Raw genomic sequence first — 16,097 nt, 5'->3', positions numbered from 1 at the left:
CGCCTCCGCGGGGGTGACAGCAAAAATTTTAAGATTATAGGTTAACCATTATGAGCGATAACAAGCGCTTTAGTTTTGAATTTTTCCCGCCCAAGACTGACGTTGGCCGGGAAAAATTACAAACGGTTCGTCAAGAGTTAAACCAATTAGGCCCGGATTTTTTCTCGGTCACTTATGGTGCCGGCGGCTCAACCCGGGACAACACCAAAGATACTGTTTTAACAATGACTAATGAAGGTATTTCAACAGCACCGCATTTATCTTTTGGTGGTGACGATGAAGCTTCTATATTAGAGCTGATTAATGATTATAAAGATGCGGGCATTAATCGTATTGTGGCCCTACGTGGCGATATGCCTTCAGGCATGGGGGCGCAGCGTTTAATTTATGCAGAAGAACTTGTTCAGTTTATTCGTAAGCATACTGGCGACCATTTCCATTTAGAAGTAGCTGCTTATCCGGAGATTCATCCGGATGCAGAAAGCTATGATGCTGATATTCAATTTCTAAAGCGCAAATTTGATGCCGGAGCCAATAGCGCAATTACCCAGTACTTTTATAATGCGGATGCCTATTCTTATTTTATCGAGCAATGCCAGCAAGCGGGTATCGATAAACCGATTTACCCGGGTATTATGCCAATTACCAATTACCAAAACCTTGCCCGTTTTTCTAAAAACTGCGGCGCGGAAATTCCACGCTGGGTTTGCAAAAAGTTGGAAGGCTATGGTGATGATAAAGACAGCATTGCTGCCTTTGGTACTGAAGTTGTGACAAGATTGTGTGAACAACTATTAGCCAATGGCGCACCGGGCATTCATTTTTATACCATGAACCAGATTGAACCGAATAAAACTATTTGGCAGAATCTGGGTTTATAACCCGAAATAATGTCATTCCCGCGAAGGCGGGAATCCAGGCTGCATGCTTATGCTGTTATTTCCGCTAAAGCGAAAATTGACAGCACTGGGTTCCCGCCTTCGCGGGAATGACGGACGACGACACTATGCGTATAAGCCGTATTTTTCTCAACACAACACTCAGCCCCCACCAACTCATCACCCTTGATGAAAAACCCAGCCATTATTTAAGTAAAGTCCTCCGCCTTAAACCCAGCGCTCCGCTTATTGTTTTTAACGGCGACGGTAATCAATATAACGCGACTATTGAGGCGGTTGAAAAAAAGTCTGTCACTATCCGCACCGAAGCATGCGACAACATTAATAACGAATCCCCCCTATCCATCCATTTAGGCATCGCCATCTCCAAAGGTGACCGTATGGATTTAGTGATGCAAAAAGCCACCGAGCTTGGTGTTACTACAATTACTCCATTAACCAGCGAGCGCACCGAAGTTAAATTAAAAGGCGAACGGCTGGAGAAAAAATTGCAGCACTGGCAGCAGATAGTGATTAGTGCCTGTGAGCAGTGCGGGCGTAACCGTATACCTGCGGTTAATGCTTTAAGCACGATGGATAATTGGATCAAGGCGGTAGAAGCTGATCGTAAATTTGTTTTACATCATCGGACTGAACAGGCATTGGACTCAACACAGGCGGCCAGCAGCACGGCCTTGTTAATTGGGCCTGAAGGTGGTTTGAGTGAGAGGGAAATTACTGCTGCTGAGCAATATAATTTTGCAGCACTGCGATTAGGGCCGAGGGTATTAAGAACTGAAACTGCGCCGCTGGCGGCGATTAGTTTATTGCAGCATACCTGGGGAGATATGTAAGCCCTACCCCCGGCTCATCAGCGGGACCATTTAACAAACCCCAAGCCTGCAGAGTAACCACTAAAAACGAGTCTCCCCATTGATTAATCCTACTTTGCACTGCTATTGCCGCCTTTGGTGCAATGAGGCCATATGTATCCCGGACAGCATAAGCATGCAGGCTGGATTCCCGCCTTCGCGGGAATGACGGGGGGTTATAAAAGGTTTAGTACTTCTTGCTGAATAAAATCGACGTTAGGGATAACCGCTTTTTCGCCGCTGACTAACACTCTTAATAATTCTGATAGCCCTGTGGTGGCCCCCTCATCCACCGAGACTTCATCGGGCATAATCCGCATCAACCTCGGTACACCTCTGGTAACAATACCGCAAAAAGGCAAACGCTGGCTGTCTACTAAACCATTTAGCACCGCTATACGTCGATCTTTGCCCTGGCTGTTGTCAGCAGACTCGCCATTAATCGTTTCAAAAGACACTAGCGGCACATCAATATTGCGCCAGTTAAAGACGCCTAAATACCAATCCGGTTTGTCGTTATCCGCTTGTGGTTCAATATAGGGAATAATTTCAGCCACGGTAACGTTGGGCAACACCAGTTGTTCGCCACTCATGGAAATTAAGAGTGTTGCCAACTCATTTGCTGTGATTGTCGACTGTATTTCTGCACTCATTACTTTGCCCTTTCATTAAATATTTTAAAGACTAAACTGTTCAGCCAAGGCTTCTGCCAACTGCTCTGGCGTGCCCTGCTTTGATACACAACCGGTACTTATAGCTGCACTGGGCATATCGGGACTAAGGCAACTATTTGGTGTTTGCGCCCAAACAGTACCACCGCAAGCCTTTGCAACACGGCAACCTATTTCACCATCGTTACACATACCACTAAAAACAATCACGCCTAAGTTCTGGCGATAAATCCGTGCCAGGTCCGCGATCACTTGATCCAGTACCGGCTGGTAGCTACCGCTCCAGGCCTTTCTGGTTTCGACAACTCGGCCCCGGGATAAAAAACGTAATTGATGATCTACCGGCACCACTAAAATATTACCGTTGACTAACTGTTGCTCGCCACTGGCCAATTGCATTGGATAATCGTGGCCCGTCACGGCACTTGTTAACAAACCATCAAAGTTGGTTTCTATATGCTGGCCATACACCATGGCAATGGGCAGTGCCTGGGGCAAGGTGGTTAAAAATCGTTTCACCGCATCGGGGCCGCCCATTGAGGCTACCAACACCCACACTTTATTAACACTACTATCAACCGGTGGCGATGAGGCTATCGCTTCTGCCGGCCTGATAACCAGCACCTCTAATTTTTCTAACAACCGCCGCTGCCAAACCTGATGATCTTTGGCTTCCTGCACGGGCGGTATATCATCGTTGACCAATAAGGGTAAGTCACTTTGGCCTAGTAATAAATCCAGGGATTGCTGGATTTGGTTATCCTCTATATCAACTAACCAGGCATCAATATCGGGTGTGGATTTATTGGTCTCTAAATACTGACCTAAGCTCGCCGTATCAAAAGAACCCGCCAGTTCATAACTGCCTTCTACCAACACCGCCTGCAACACATAGCGATTCAGGTCGCTGTCGGTAACCAAGCCAATACGCGGCATAATAAGCGCTGACATCAGGCAACTTACTCAGCCGTTGTATTAGTTAATGTACTGATCGCTTCCAATAAAACTGATTCCTGATACGGCTTGCCTATATAGTCATTAACGCCTAAAGACAGCGCTCGATCGCGGTGTTTCTGTCCGGTTCTGGAGGTGATCATAATAATGGGAATCTCTTTTAAGCGAGAGTTATGGCGCACACGACTGGCAACTTCAAAACCATCCATGCGGGGCATTTCAATATCCAGCAACATGATATCGGGGATAATTTCCATTTCCTGCAACTGGGTTACCGCATCGACGCCGTCTTTTGCCAGCACTACATCCATGCCCTGACGTTCCAGCAGGCGCGAGGTTACTTTACGTACCGTTACCGAGTCATCCACCACCATCACAACGGTATTGCGATCATCGTCAACCGGCTCTTCCTGGCCGGCAATAAAGTCGCGGTACATATGGGATGCATCGGCACGAATCATTGCCAACAAATCAAGGATAACGACTACGCTACCATCACCCAGTACGGTTGCACCGGACAAACCCTGCACCATACTAAATTGTGGCCCTAAGGGTTTTACTACAATTTCTCGTGAGCCCATCAGGTGATCTACCTGTATCGCCACCGAGTGCTCAGCGCCTCTTACCAATACCACCGGCAGTGGCGCAGACTGGCCTTCCAGATTAGGCTTTTCACCGCGGTGCAGTAAGGCACCCATATAACGTAATAAATAAGGCTGGCCCGCGTATTCAAACATGGGGGCGTCAGGCTGGTAGTAGGCTTCAAGCTCAAAGGGGCTAACGCGCACAATGCCTTCAATACTGTTTAAAGGAATGGCGTAAATGTCTGTGCCAACCCGGACCATCAAGGCACGGTTAACCGATACGGTAAAAGGAAGACGAACAACAAATTGGGTACCCTGCCCCAGTTTGGAATCGATATCCATGGTGCCGCCCAGCTGTTTAATTTCGCTGTGCACCACATCCATACCCACACCACGGCCGGAAATTTGTGTGATCTCTGTCGTGGTACTAAAACCGGCTTGCAATATAAATTGTAGAATTTCGTGATCGGTTAAATCGGCACTGGCTTGCATTAAGCCACGCTCAATCGCTTTGTCCTTAACTGTTTCTAAATTAATTCCGCCGCCATCATCCGATAGTGTGATTATCACTTCGCCGCCTTCGCGGGACAAACCCAAAGTGACATTACCCAGTGCTGCTTTTCCTGCTTTCTCTCGCTCTTTAGCGGATTCAATACCATGATCGACCGCGTTACGTAACATATGCTCAAGGGGTGCAACCATACGCTCCAATACTGAACGGTCTAATTCACCTTCGATATTGTCTAGTTGGAAGTTAACTTTCTTGTTCAGCTCACCACTGATCTGGCGAACAATTCTGCGCAGTCTTGGCACCATTCTGGAAAACGGAACCATTTGCGAACGCATTAAACCTTCTTGCAGTTCGGTATTGATACGAGATTGCTGGATTAATAAGGTTTCCATATCACGGGATTTATCCGCGAGGGTGCTCTTAATATCAGTCAAATCTGAAGAGGACTCTAACAGCGAGCGGGATAGTTGCTGTAACTGTGAGTATCGATCCATTTCTAATGGGTCAAAACCTTCAAGACCTTCACTCTCCACCTGTTCCTGGCGATAGAGAATTTGCTGTTCCGTTTCCATATCAAGGCGGCGCACCTGTTCTTGCAACCGGTCAACGGTGATCTGCATTTCGTCGAGGGAGAATACCAGCTCGGATACTTGTTCTTCTGTTCGACCACGGGAGATAGAAGTTTCACCGGCGAGGTTTACTAACTCTTCCAATAAAGAAGCGGATACTTTTACCACTTCCTGTGGACCTTTTTTCACATTGGGGTCGACCAGTGGTGTGGCAATCTCTACTGCCGATACTTCTCTTGGGCGCTGATCCGCAATTGGGACAATATTGCTTGCTGGCTCAAACTCGGTTTCAGGTTGGGGTTGTTCTTTCTCCGAACCTTCTGTCACCAAATCATCGCCAGTAGCGGCCTCAATATCGATATCATTTATGTCAATATCATCTATAACGAAGCCTTCGTCGAAAGAGATATTATCGATGTTCTCAACCTCTGCTACTGGCAATTGTGTAGCTTCAGGTTCGTCAATCTGGGTAACATCGGCAACCGCTTCACCGGCTTTAATAGCCGTAATCTGGGCAAGCAGCTGATCTTGATAGTTTTGGATATCATTTAAGATGTCATCACTGACATTCTCTTGTTGATTTTCTAAACCAATCAATGATGTCTCAAAGTTGTGGCTTAGGTTACCCACAGTGGTCATACCCGCCAGGCGAGCACCGCCTTTTAGTGTATGTAAAATTCTGAGCAGGTCATCCAGGTAGCTACCATTGCCACGATCGCTCATCCAGCCGTGAATAGTTTCGTCCAGATCTTCTAATAAGTCATTCGCTTCTTCGAGAAAGATTTCGATAATTTCATCATCAATTTCATCTTCTTCATCGGTTACTGCTATAGGTTTTGGCTCTGGTTCTGGTTCTGGTTCTAGTTCTGGCTCTTCATTTAATTCAGCGACTGCCTGTGAAAAACGGGTCATCGCCGCAACAATAGCTTCATCATTAACCGAAAATTCGAAGTCTTCAGCTTCTGCATAAAGTTCTGCATCAAAGACGGGGGTTTGGTGGCCGGCAATCTGGTCTAACATATCGATTAGGCAGTCATTCGCCTTATTCAATAATTTAAAGAAGTCATCTCTGACTACACTGGGGTCCAGTTCTGCTGCGCGGCGGTATAACACTTGTATTTGTTGGCCAAACTCAACAGGGGCTAGCATATTGACCGATTCCGCATGGCCAATAAAACGATCCATTAAGGTTTCCAGTATGGCGGGGTCTCCAGGTTGAACATCACCCTGTTGCCATAGCACCAGACGGCCAGAAATTTCGGTGAACAAATCCAGGCTTTCAGTCAGGAACTGGTTAAGCGCTTCTGGCGGTATGCCATTATCGCTATCATCAGTATCCATCGCGCTGGCAATGCGCTGGTTAAATAACGCCATTAATGCATCGACATATTGCTCAACACCGGGCAGCTGTTGCAACGGTGTTATGGCTAGCTGTTCAATGCCCGCTTTTATTAATAGTGCGCCCTGTTCCAGTAAGTCGACCAGGGGCATATCTACTTTTAGTTGGCTGGCGCGTAATTCTTTGACGGCATACTCTAGCGGTGTTACTACGGCAACCACCGGTAAAATACCTGCCATATTGGCGCTACCTTTTAAGGTATGCAGTGCGCGCTGGAGGGCATCGGTTAATTCTGCAGGGCCAGCTAATTCTTTGCAGTGGGCAATAAAGTCATCCAGTACCTGACCGTGAATGACAGCTTCGGCGGCAAAGATTTCGATCAGTTCATCATCAAGTTCTGGGGCTTCAGTTTCGGTAACTGGCTCAGAAGCTGCTCCCGGATCAGGGGCTTGCTGTGCTGCCAGTGCATTGGCCCGTTCAATAAGGGGTTCAATAAGGGATTCGAAAATTGTTTTATCAGCTGGCTGGCGCTGTTCAAAGGCGGTGACTAATTCAGGAACTTTAGCCCGAGCCTCCTTAATTAAATCAAAACGATGCTGGTCAATAGTAATGGAGCCTTCCATCACCCGGTTCAGCATATTTTCTACGGCCCAGGCTAACTCACCGATATCGGTAGCGCCAACCATACGGCCACTACCTTTTAAGGTATGGAAGGCACGACGGATGGTAGAACGCGCTTCTTCATCGTTATGATCGGCCTGCCATTGTGGAAGATACTCGTCGATGAGTTCAAGAACTTCACCGGCTTCTTCGATAAAAACTTCTACAATCGCTGGATCGTAGTCTTCATCTTCTGGCTCGGATTGATCGGCAGTCCCATGCAGTGGTATCACTTCAGCCAACACTGGAATTACTGATACTGGAGGCTCTTGCTCAACATCAGTAGCAGTTTCTGAAATCGGGTAGCCTAACTCCGCGACACTTTCTGCAGCCACATCAAGAATCGCATCGCCTTCTTTAGCATTGCCATCACTGAGACGCTCCAGGTAGTAATCAATGGAAGCAATCGCATCAGCCAGTGTGTCCAGCATCTGCCATTGTGGAATGGTTTTTTCTGCTAGCAGGGATTCACTAACATAATGTTCACAGGACTTTATGACTTGAGCGGCGCGGGTTAATGGCACCATATTTAAGCTGCCATAAATTTCATTTAATAATAAAGGCAAGTCGCTTAAGCAATTATGATTCCACTGGGTGGCTACAAATTCGATAATAGCTTCTTTGGCTTGCTCCAAACCATTGCGGGATTCCCTGACTACAGAATCAAAGGCTAAATCCAGATGCCCCTGGGCCTCTTCGCTATCATTAAACAATTCTTGTTCTTCATTACTGCTAATAACAGCGCCGAGGTTTAATGTGGTTTCTGCCTGGGCAATCTGGTTACGGATGATTTGCAATTCATGGTCTGCAATCACTTCCTGTGTCGCTAACAGTTTTGCTAAACGGGCATAGGGTTCTTGCACTAGTTTGAGTGTGCTGCCCATACCCAAAATAGCCATGGTGTCGTTAACTCGACGAAATAAGGGTAACGCCTCTGTTAGTGCGGCAGAATCATTGCCGACTTCCGCCAGGGTAAGTTGTATATCTTTCATTTCCCGGGATAAGGCTTCAACAACGGATTGCATCACAGCTGCATCCGGCGTGGTCAATGCGTTGTCTTCCAGTTCTGTTTCACCCAGCAGTGAGTTTTCCAATTTATAGTCCGCTTTGATTTCCTGAATATAGCGGGAACTGGCTTTGCTGCGGGCTACATAGTAAAGCAGGTTTTTTAGCAGGTCATCCGGCGTGCTCGTTTCCAGTGCGGCTTGACCTTCATCGATAATGCCTTTTATTTGGCGATCGACCTGACGTAATAATATTTTTACCGCCACGCTGGACTCTATGGAGCCATTAAGCAACCCTTCCAAAACGGCGATGCAGACTTTCCATAACGGCTGCGATGGAAAACCCTCAGTAAATTTCGCCAAACGGGCACAGACTTTTGCCAGATAATTAAGATTATTCTTAACATCATTGCCACGGATAAAACCCAATAAGGCAATTTGAAACATTTTCCGTAGCTTATGGGCAATGGTTACTAGCTCGGCCGCTGATAACTGTAGGTCACCCGCCATATTACTCGAGGACGATGCCATTTGTGGCGCGAATAAAACCGTTTCTGAAAGTAGACTTTCACCACGAACGGCGCGCAGGTCGTTTAAAACGGGTATTAGTGTTGCTGGTAAGCCGTGACGAGATTCTTTAACTTTTTCTAAATAAACAGGCAGCTGTGCAATGGCATTGCTTAGCACTTCCAAAGCATCATCAACGTGACTGCCATGAATCGTGTTTTGGCTTAGCGATTCGGCCACGCTTTCCATTTCTTCAGCTAATAACGCAGCACCAAAAAACTCCACCATTTGTAAGGTGCCGTGCACCTGGTGTAAGTGGGTCAAGCAAAACCGCAGTTTGGTTGCATCATCGCGATTGGCAATATAGGCCTCTAAGGCTTGGGCTGCCTGGCTTAGGGTTTCACCTATTTCTCCGGCCACCCAATCCAGCGCGATAAAATCCTGGCGCTCACTCATGCTTTTCCAACCTTTTCATTCTTCAACTGATTGCTCGGCTAATCGTCTACCACTAACTAGTTAGTGACTTCCCGTTTAATATAAGCCTGTGCTTTGTCATCACCGCTGCGCTGCATCTGCGGATGTTGCCAACCTATGACTTCACCGGGACCAATTATTAACAATCCGCCGGGCTTTAAGTGTTCTGTTAATGCATTTAGCACTTGCCACTGTCTTTCCCGACGGAAATAAACCAGCACGTTTTGGCAAAAAATTACATCCATTACCAATTTTGGCGCCTGCTCTATCTCTAACATATTGCCTGGCACAAAATAAATTCTTTGGCGCAGGGTCGGTGATATTTGAAAATCACCTGCTTTATTTTCTACAAAATATTTATTCTTTATGGCCAGCGGTAAGTTTTCCAGTTTACGTTCGGAGTAAACTCCCCTTCGCGCCATCATTAATGCGGTTTGGCTAATATCAGTTGCCATCACACCGAGAAATTTTTTTACTGCCAAATAATCAATAACTTCGCTTGCCAGCATCGCCAACGAGTATGCCTCTTCGCCGGTTGAGCAACCTACGCTCCAAATATCCAAGGGATAGGTTTCTGATTCTGTATTTTCTGCCACACGCTGTAACAGAAAATCTCTTACTACATCACAGGCATAACTATCGCGAAAAAAACTGGTCTCTTTTACCGAGATTTTGTCGATCAGCTGTGCCCACTCCACAACACCATCGGGTATTGCACTGACTTGTTGAAAATATTGTTCATAGTCTTCGGCACCTACTTCGCTCATTCGCTGCCGCAAACCTTTTTGCAAAATGGACTTGTGCTGCATAAAACAAATGCCCGTGCGTTTCTCCAGAAGAGACTGCCAACGAGCATATTGTTCATCACTGAGTTCCGGCGCTGCCTTGTATGACCATGTCGACATCGCCATTACTCTTAAACTATTCTCTGTTTGCTATTCCGACACCCCCGCGCAGGCGGGGGGGCCAGGCTGCATGCTTATGCTGTTATTTCCGCGAAGGCGGAAATCTACAGCGCTGGATTCCCGCCTTCGCGGGAATGACAGGCAGTTTTTTTATTCGCCGGAGGCCATCGCCAATTCTGGCTTTTCCTCTTGATAAACTTCTTCAATGTCCTCTTCTTCAATATCAACTTCCAGCTCTGCCTCTTCTGGAAGTTTGAAGCCCGCAACCGACTCACGTAATTCGTTCGCCATATCGGCAAGGTTACCGATAGATTGTGCTGTTGCAGTAGTACCTGAAGAGGTTTGCGAGGTAATTTCCTGAATAACATTCATCGTGTTGGAAATGTGGCCCGCTGACGATGCCTGCTGGCGTGCAGCGTTGGAAATGTTCTGGATCAACTCCGCCAGTTCCTGGGATACTTCCTCGATTTCTTCCAATGCTGTACCCGCATCCTGTGCCAAGCGAGCACCACGCACCACCTCCGCGGTGGTTTGTTCCATTGAGATAACTGCTTCGTTGGTATCTGACTGGATGGTTTTAACCAGCGCCCCAATCTGCTTGGTTGCAGCTGAAGAACGTTCCGCAAGTCGCTGTACCTCATCCGCAACAACCGCGAAGCCTCGACCAGCGTCACCCGCCATCGATGCCTGAATCGCTGCGTTAAGTGCGAGGATGTTGGTCTGGTCGGCGATGTCGTTGATCAACGATACGATATCCCCGATTTCCTGTGATGACTCCCCTAGTCGCTTAATACGTTTTGAAGTTTCCTGTATCTGCTCACGGATATTATCCATACCGTTAATGGTGTTCTGTACCACTTCTGCGCCGGTGTTTGCGATCGCCACCGATCGCTCCGCAACGCCCGCTGATTCGGCAGCGTTTGAAGATACCTGGTCGATGGTCACCGCCATCTCGTTAACCGCCGCCGATGCACCGGCAATTTCCTGCGCCTGGTGTTCGGACGCTTCGGCGAGATGCAGCGCCGTTGACTGGGATTCCTGTGCCGCCCCGGATACTTTCACCGCGGTATCGTTTATCTGCGATACCAGGATTCTTAGTTGGTCAATAGTAAAGTTAATAGAGTCAGCAATTGCACCGGTAAAGTCCTCGGTTACGGTTGCCGTTGTTGTTAAGTCACCGTCCGCGAGATCTGCCAACTCATCCAGTAAACGCAAGATCGCGTTTTGGTTTCGCTCATTCATCTCACGGGTTTCACGCAGGCGGAACTGGGTGTTGCGGAACGTTTGAATACCGATCATGGCTAAGGAAAATAAGGTCACCCCCAAAAAAATCAGGGTGGTGGTGCCGGTAATATTTCTTTTGCTTTCCAGCGTAGTAATTTCTTCCGCCAGCTTGCTGGTAGATTCCATCACCTGCGGTGAATCAATCACAATTTGATTGGCCGCATTACGAGCACTCAACAAATCCGGTGATGCCTGGAAAATTTCATCCACCGAACCGCTTACGAATTCAAATAATTTGTTAATTTCTTCAAGGGAGGCCTTTGCGTCTTTGTCCGTTACTTGGGAAATCCGCATCGCTTTGTTACCTTGCAACATACCGTTTAGTACCGACCCGAATAAGCTCGCATCCAGGTTAAATTGGTCCGCTGCATCTTTTGCCGCTTCGCCACCCTGTAGCATGTTATCCACATTACGGGCGATACGTTCCGCCAACCAGGATTGACGCTGTGCTACCGCCACCTGTTCTGCCGGTGCACGGTTCTCTAATAAGATTTCCACAACGTTGTTATATTCTGCCTGTAATTCCGGGATAGAATCGTTTAGCGTTTTCGCAACTTCGTGCAGGAACAAGATCCTTTCACGGTTATCAACGATGGTTGACGATGCTGTATTTACCTTGTTCCATAAACCGCCCAGCTCAGACAATTCACTGGAGAGCATACTTTGCGGTGACGGTAGTGAGGAAGTTCCGTTCTGCAAAATACCGATGGTCTGGTTGAATTTATTCCGGGATTTTGACAACTCGTCAAAGGCCGCCGCGTCACCCGCGGTGGCTTGACGAGAGCTGGTTGATATCTGTTGTGAGAGTACTCGCAGTTCACCGGTTAGCTCCAGATAACGGGCATCAAAACCCGCATCGCGCAACACGATATACGCATTGAAACCGGCGCCGATAATACCGGCCACCATCAAAAAGAGGAAAAAGCTTATAGCTCGGTTGGTGGGCAGCTTTGCTGCTGCACCTCTGGTTTTAGCGTTCATGCCCGGGACTCTCCGCTGCTAGTTAAGGTTAACTACAACTGTTACACATCGTTTAAAAAATTTAAGCCGCAACTCACGTTGCCGCCGCGTTAAAAAATTCAGCATTTTGCGCCAGTTTATAGGGACTAAACACAGACCAAACCTGGTTGTTATGCTGATAAGACCCCGCCAGAAACGGCTTTAAGGAACCTAATACTTCTGGTACATCCTCGCGAAAGGAATCGGTGGGAATATGCTGCATTCCAAACACCTCGCTAACGATTAAACCGCTATAAAGGTCGCCTAGCTCTAAAGCTAGCACCCTGCGTTTCTTGCGGGCGCCAAGTGACCCGCCAAAAAAACTTTCGAGATCGATTAAAGGTAAGAGGCGTCCGCGAACATTGGACACTCCGTGCACCCATGACTGCACCCCCGGCAGACGGGTGGCTGGTGGCTGGGCCAAAATTTCTGCAACTTCTCCCATAGGGGCAACAAAGTGATGCCCTGCCAGTTTAAAACCAATACCCGACCAGTGGGGTTTAATATCAACCTGTGCGGGCAAACCCCGGGCATTACCAAGACTGCGCTGGGCAATATCCTGTAATAGCTCAAAAGGTTCTGCTGGGTTACTACTCATAAGAGTTACTCATGATAAGTACTTGTTAAAGATTAATTATGGCAGTACATCCTTAATAGCATGCATCAAAGTACCGTCATCAACCGGCTTGGTCAGGTAGCCTTTCGCGCCCTGTCGCTTACCCCACAAACGATCGGTCTCCTGATCTTTGGTGGTTACAATAATCACTGGGATATGGCAGGTTGTATCGTGCTTGCTTAACTGGCGGGTTGCCTGAAAACCGTTTAAGCCTGGCATAACAATGTCCATAAGTACTACATCGGGCAATGTCTCTTTAGCTTTAGCCACTCCTTCTTCGCCACTCTCGGCGGTGATTACTTCATGTCCATGTTTATCTAAAATAGTGGACATTTTGTGTGTTTCTGTCGGTGAATCGTCAACGATTAACACTCGAGCCATATTTCCTCCCCGTCACAAAAGTGCTAAGCACCTGGTATCGTTATGCTTAATGTTTTGATGGGCACCCGCTGGTCGGCACCCAATCGGAATATTACTGAATTTCACCCACATGGGTCTGGATAGCACCTAATAATTCGCTCTTACTAAAGGGCTTGGTCAAATATTCATCAGAGCCGACGATACGACCTTTAGCCTTATCAAACAGGCCATCTTTACTCGACAACATAATCACTGGCGTGTTTTTAAATTCACTGTTGTTTTTGATTAGCGCGCAGGTTTGGTAGCCATCGAGGCGCGGCATCATAATGTCAACAAAGATGATATTGGGCCGGGTATCAGCAATTTTTGCCAGGGCATCAAAACCATCAGTAGCGGTGACGACATCACAGCCGACTTTTTTCAACAGCGTCTCAGCTGTGCGGCGGATGGTCTTACTATCATCAATCACCATGACTTTTAAATCTTCGAAATTTCCTTCCATACCGTAGGCCTTATTGTCCGGGACGTTTTTGGTTTTAACCCTTTAATACTTAACATCTTTGTTAACGCGCTTCATTTCGCATGGTCTCAAGTTTTTGTCCATAAGTACCAGATAAATAAAGTAAATTTCTATCTGACTAAACTTGTAGAAACCTTGATTTGTCTCTCGTGGCAACGTAACGTAATGCCAGCTGTCACGGGTAGGATAAAATGCTGCAGCAATAGCGGTATACAATGTATCAGTATAGAAGCGGTTCATGATATCGCCCACCTTGAGAAGTGAGAAATCGCTAGCAATTATCGATAAGTTTTAGCTATCAGTATATATTTCGGTCAAACCCGAAAAATCATGAGTAAATCTATGAAAATTTGTCTTGGCGTAGTGATGGATCCTATTGAATCCATCAATATTAAAAAGGATACCACCCTGGCGATGCTATGGGCGGCAAGCGACCGGGGTTGGTCAATTAGTTATATGCGCCAGCAGGATCTTTACCAGGCCGGCGGCGAGCCAAGAGCCAGGGTCAAACCTCTGCAAGTATTCAGGAACACTAAGGATTTTTATCAGCTGGGGGAGGAGGAGGATATTAACCTCGGCGACCTCGATGTAATTTTGATGCGCAAGGATCCTCCGTTTGATAATGAGTTTGTCTACAGCACTTACATCCTTGAAGCCGCTGAGCGTCTGGGCACGTTGATTGTTAACAAACCCCAGAGTCTGAGGGACTGCAATGAGAAGATGTTCGCCACTCAATTCCCGGAGTGCTGTCCGCCGCTGGTAGTGAGTCGTGACGAACAAATACTCCGTGATTTCCACAAAGAACATGGCGATGTCATTTTTAAGCCCCTGGATGGCATGGGCGGTGCCTCTATTTTCCGGGTTAAGCAAGACGATCCCAACCTCGGCGTTATTCTGGAAACCCTGACTGACTTTGGCGCCAATACGATTATGGCGCAAAAATACCTGCCAGAAATTGTTGATGGTGATAAACGTATTTTGCTTGTGGACGGTGAGCCTGTTGATTACTGCCTCGCCAGAATTCCTTCCCAGGGTGAGACTAGAGGCAATCTAGCCGCTGGCGGCACTGGCCGAGCCCAACCTTTAACAGACCGGGATCGCTGGATTGCGAATCAGATCGGCGCTACGGCCAGGGAAAAAGGGTTATTATTTGTCGGCCTTGATGTGATTGGTGAGCACCTGACAGAAATCAATGTCACCAGCCCAACCTGCGTCAGGGAGATCGATGATCAATTTGGCACCAATATAGCCGCGACCCTGATGGATGCGATTGAAGGCAAGTTGAATAACAACGGCTAAACTATCATCAAACAAACTCGTCGTTCCCGCGAAGGCGGGAACCCAGACTGCATGCTTATGCTATTATTTCCGCCAAGGCGGAAATCTGCAGCACTGGATTCCCGCCTTCGCGGGAATGACGATAGTCATTTTCGCCGAAGCCTGCCCTCGAGTGCTTTGGTCGGGGGCGGGAATGACGATAGTCATTTTCGCCGAAGCCTGCCCTCGAGTGCTTTAGTCGGGGGCGGGAATGACAGAAAACAGGAATAACAGCTCAATGGGGGCAGCCACCAACAACCTTCCGGATTTTCCCGGCCTCGCGGATGTGGAGATTAACCACGACCGCCTCGGCTTCGCCTTTTGTCTGGCGCTGGCCATCCACGCGGCTTTTATTCTTGGTGTTAGCTTTACCCGCGAAAAACCCGCCGTAGCCCCACCCAAACTGGAAATTACCCTGGCCCAGCACCGCAGCAAAACCGCCCCTGAAGAAGCCGACTATTTAGCCCAAAGCAACCAGCAAGGTAGCGGCACGCTGGAAGAAAAGGCCATGCTAACAACTCAGGAGCTGGCAGATTTTCAGGACACAGCTATTCGCGAAGTCACGCAGCAGAAACAGCAAAGCCAAAGTGAGCGCCAGCAAGCAGCCAATACCAAAATCACCACAAATTCTTTTAGCCGTAGCAAAGCCAGCCACCAGCAGCAGCGGGAACAGACTGAGCAGGCCAATGAGCAACCAACGGATGATATGACGGTGATGGAACGCAGCCTGGAAATTGCCAGCCTGCAGGCCAGGCTGGATATCCAGCGGCAAGCTTATGCCAAAAGGCCCAGGGTTCGCAGGCTGACTTCAGTGGCCACCAAACAATCCGATGATGCGCTCTACCTGCACAACTGGCGCACCAAGGTTGAGGCCATTGGTAACCAACACTACCCCAGCAAGGCCAAGCAACAGCAATTATTTGGCAAGTTGCGGATGGTGGTTTCAATACTGCCCAATGGCGATGTCTATCAGGTAAAAATCCTCCAATCCTCTGGCCACAAAATTCTTGACCAGGCAGCCCTGAAAATCGTGCACTTAGCCGCCCCCTATGACCCTTTCCCCCAAGCCATGC

The 16,097-nt window shown here is 47.8% G+C and carries 12 protein-coding genes; 4 read left to right on the top strand and 8 right to left on the bottom strand.

The genetic code is table 11. The features are described 5' to 3' along the window. Window positions 1–50: 50 nt before the first annotated feature. Complete coding sequence (metF, locus tag P8H32_RS04715) at window positions 51–881, top strand: methylenetetrahydrofolate reductase [NAD(P)H] (protein WP_301088587.1); 831 nt, start codon at window positions 51–53, stop codon at window positions 879–881. A gap of 107 nt (window positions 882–988) precedes the next feature. Further along, window positions 989–1,732 (top strand): 16S rRNA (uracil(1498)-N(3))-methyltransferase, encoded by a 744-nt coding sequence (locus P8H32_RS04710; protein ID WP_367279157.1) that lies wholly within the window; start codon window positions 989–991, stop codon window positions 1,730–1,732. A gap of 194 nt (window positions 1,733–1,926) precedes the next feature. Here P8H32_RS04710 and P8H32_RS04705 read toward each other — a convergent pair whose 3' ends face one another. The 8 genes from P8H32_RS04705 to pilG form a co-directional block, all read right to left on the bottom strand. Beyond that, a complete protein-coding gene (locus P8H32_RS04705) occupies window positions 1,927–2,403 on the bottom strand; it encodes a chemotaxis protein CheW (protein WP_301088586.1) in 477 nt (158 codons plus the stop codon). Between the two features lie 24 nt (window positions 2,404–2,427). Further along, complete coding sequence (locus tag P8H32_RS04700; RefSeq protein ID WP_301088585.1) at window positions 2,428–3,372, bottom strand: chemotaxis protein CheB; 945 nt, start codon at window positions 3,370–3,372, stop codon at window positions 2,428–2,430. Window positions 3,373–3,380: 8 nt separating this feature from the next. Continuing rightward, window positions 3,381–9,005, bottom strand: a complete 5,625-nt coding sequence (locus P8H32_RS04695) for an Hpt domain-containing protein (protein ID WP_301088584.1) — start codon at window positions 9,003–9,005, stop codon at window positions 3,381–3,383. Between the two features lie 56 nt (window positions 9,006–9,061). After that, window positions 9,062–9,928 carry a protein-glutamate O-methyltransferase CheR gene (locus P8H32_RS04690; protein WP_297290807.1) on the bottom strand — a complete coding sequence of 289 codons (867 nt, stop codon included), beginning with the start codon at window positions 9,926–9,928 and terminating at the stop codon, window positions 9,062–9,064. Between the two features lie 150 nt (window positions 9,929–10,078). Further along, on the bottom strand, window positions 10,079–12,193 hold the full coding sequence (locus P8H32_RS04685) for a methyl-accepting chemotaxis protein (RefSeq protein ID WP_301088583.1): 2,115 nt from the start codon (window positions 12,191–12,193) through the stop codon (window positions 10,079–10,081). Between the two features lie 73 nt (window positions 12,194–12,266). Next, on the bottom strand, window positions 12,267–12,809 hold the full coding sequence (locus P8H32_RS04680) for a chemotaxis protein CheW (RefSeq protein WP_297292353.1): 543 nt from the start codon (window positions 12,807–12,809) through the stop codon (window positions 12,267–12,269). Window positions 12,810–12,845: 36 nt separating this feature from the next. Next, window positions 12,846–13,208, bottom strand: a complete 363-nt coding sequence (pilH, locus tag P8H32_RS04675; RefSeq protein WP_297292354.1) for a twitching motility response regulator PilH — start codon at window positions 13,206–13,208, stop codon at window positions 12,846–12,848. A gap of 91 nt (window positions 13,209–13,299) precedes the next feature. Next, on the bottom strand, window positions 13,300–13,689 hold the full coding sequence (gene pilG, locus P8H32_RS04670; protein WP_301088582.1) for a twitching motility response regulator PilG: 390 nt from the start codon (window positions 13,687–13,689) through the stop codon (window positions 13,300–13,302). A 360-nt stretch (window positions 13,690–14,049) separates the two neighbouring features. Here pilG and gshB point away from each other — a divergent pair, with 360 nt between their 5' ends. Together gshB and P8H32_RS04660 are read left to right on the top strand one after the other, a co-directional pair. Next, window positions 14,050–15,006, top strand: a complete 957-nt coding sequence (gene gshB / locus P8H32_RS04665) for a glutathione synthase (RefSeq protein WP_297292356.1) — start codon at window positions 14,050–14,052, stop codon at window positions 15,004–15,006. 229 nt (window positions 15,007–15,235) lie between these two features. Continuing rightward, window positions 15,236–16,097, top strand: an 862-nt coding sequence (locus tag P8H32_RS04660) for an energy transducer TonB (RefSeq protein WP_301088581.1), incomplete at its 3' end; no start/stop codon positions are given.

Origin of the sequence: Oceanicoccus sp. (assembly GCF_029238675.1) — a bacterium.
In the GTDB taxonomy this organism is placed as follows: Bacteria; Pseudomonadota; Gammaproteobacteria; order Pseudomonadales; family Dasaniaceae; genus Oceanicoccus.
Note: the sequence above shows the minus strand (reverse complement) of the source record. Positions and strands in the feature narration are given on the sequence as shown.

What these genes read in the sequence shown, in the direction of transcription:
- P8H32_RS04690 (WP_297290807.1), bottom strand. Translation starts at nt 9,928, where the DNA reads ATGTCGACATGGTCATACAAGGCAGCGCCGGAACTCAGTGATGAACAA.
- P8H32_RS04700 (WP_301088585.1), bottom strand. Translation starts at nt 3,372, where the DNA reads ATGTCAGCGCTTATTATGCCGCGTATTGGCTTGGTTACCGACAGCGAC.
- P8H32_RS04705 (WP_301088586.1), bottom strand. Translation starts at nt 2,403, where the DNA reads ATGAGTGCAGAAATACAGTCGACAATCACAGCAAATGAGTTGGCAACA.
- P8H32_RS04695 (WP_301088584.1), bottom strand. Translation starts at nt 9,005, where the DNA reads ATGAGTGAGCGCCAGGATTTTATCGCGCTGGATTGGGTGGCCGGAGAA.
- pilG (WP_301088582.1), bottom strand. Translation starts at nt 13,689, where the DNA reads ATGGAAGGAAATTTCGAAGATTTAAAAGTCATGGTGATTGATGATAGT.
- P8H32_RS04680 (WP_297292353.1), bottom strand. Translation starts at nt 12,809, where the DNA reads ATGAGTAGTAACCCAGCAGAACCTTTTGAGCTATTACAGGATATTGCC.
- gshB (WP_297292356.1), top strand. Translation starts at nt 14,050, where the DNA reads ATGAAAATTTGTCTTGGCGTAGTGATGGATCCTATTGAATCCATCAAT.
- pilH (WP_297292354.1), bottom strand. Translation starts at nt 13,208, where the DNA reads ATGGCTCGAGTGTTAATCGTTGACGATTCACCGACAGAAACACACAAA.
- P8H32_RS04685 (WP_301088583.1), bottom strand. Translation starts at nt 12,193, where the DNA reads ATGAACGCTAAAACCAGAGGTGCAGCAGCAAAGCTGCCCACCAACCGA.
- metF (WP_301088587.1), top strand. Translation starts at nt 51, where the DNA reads ATGAGCGATAACAAGCGCTTTAGTTTTGAATTTTTCCCGCCCAAGACT.
- P8H32_RS04710 (WP_367279157.1), top strand. Translation starts at nt 989, where the DNA reads ATGACGGACGACGACACTATGCGTATAAGCCGTATTTTTCTCAACACA.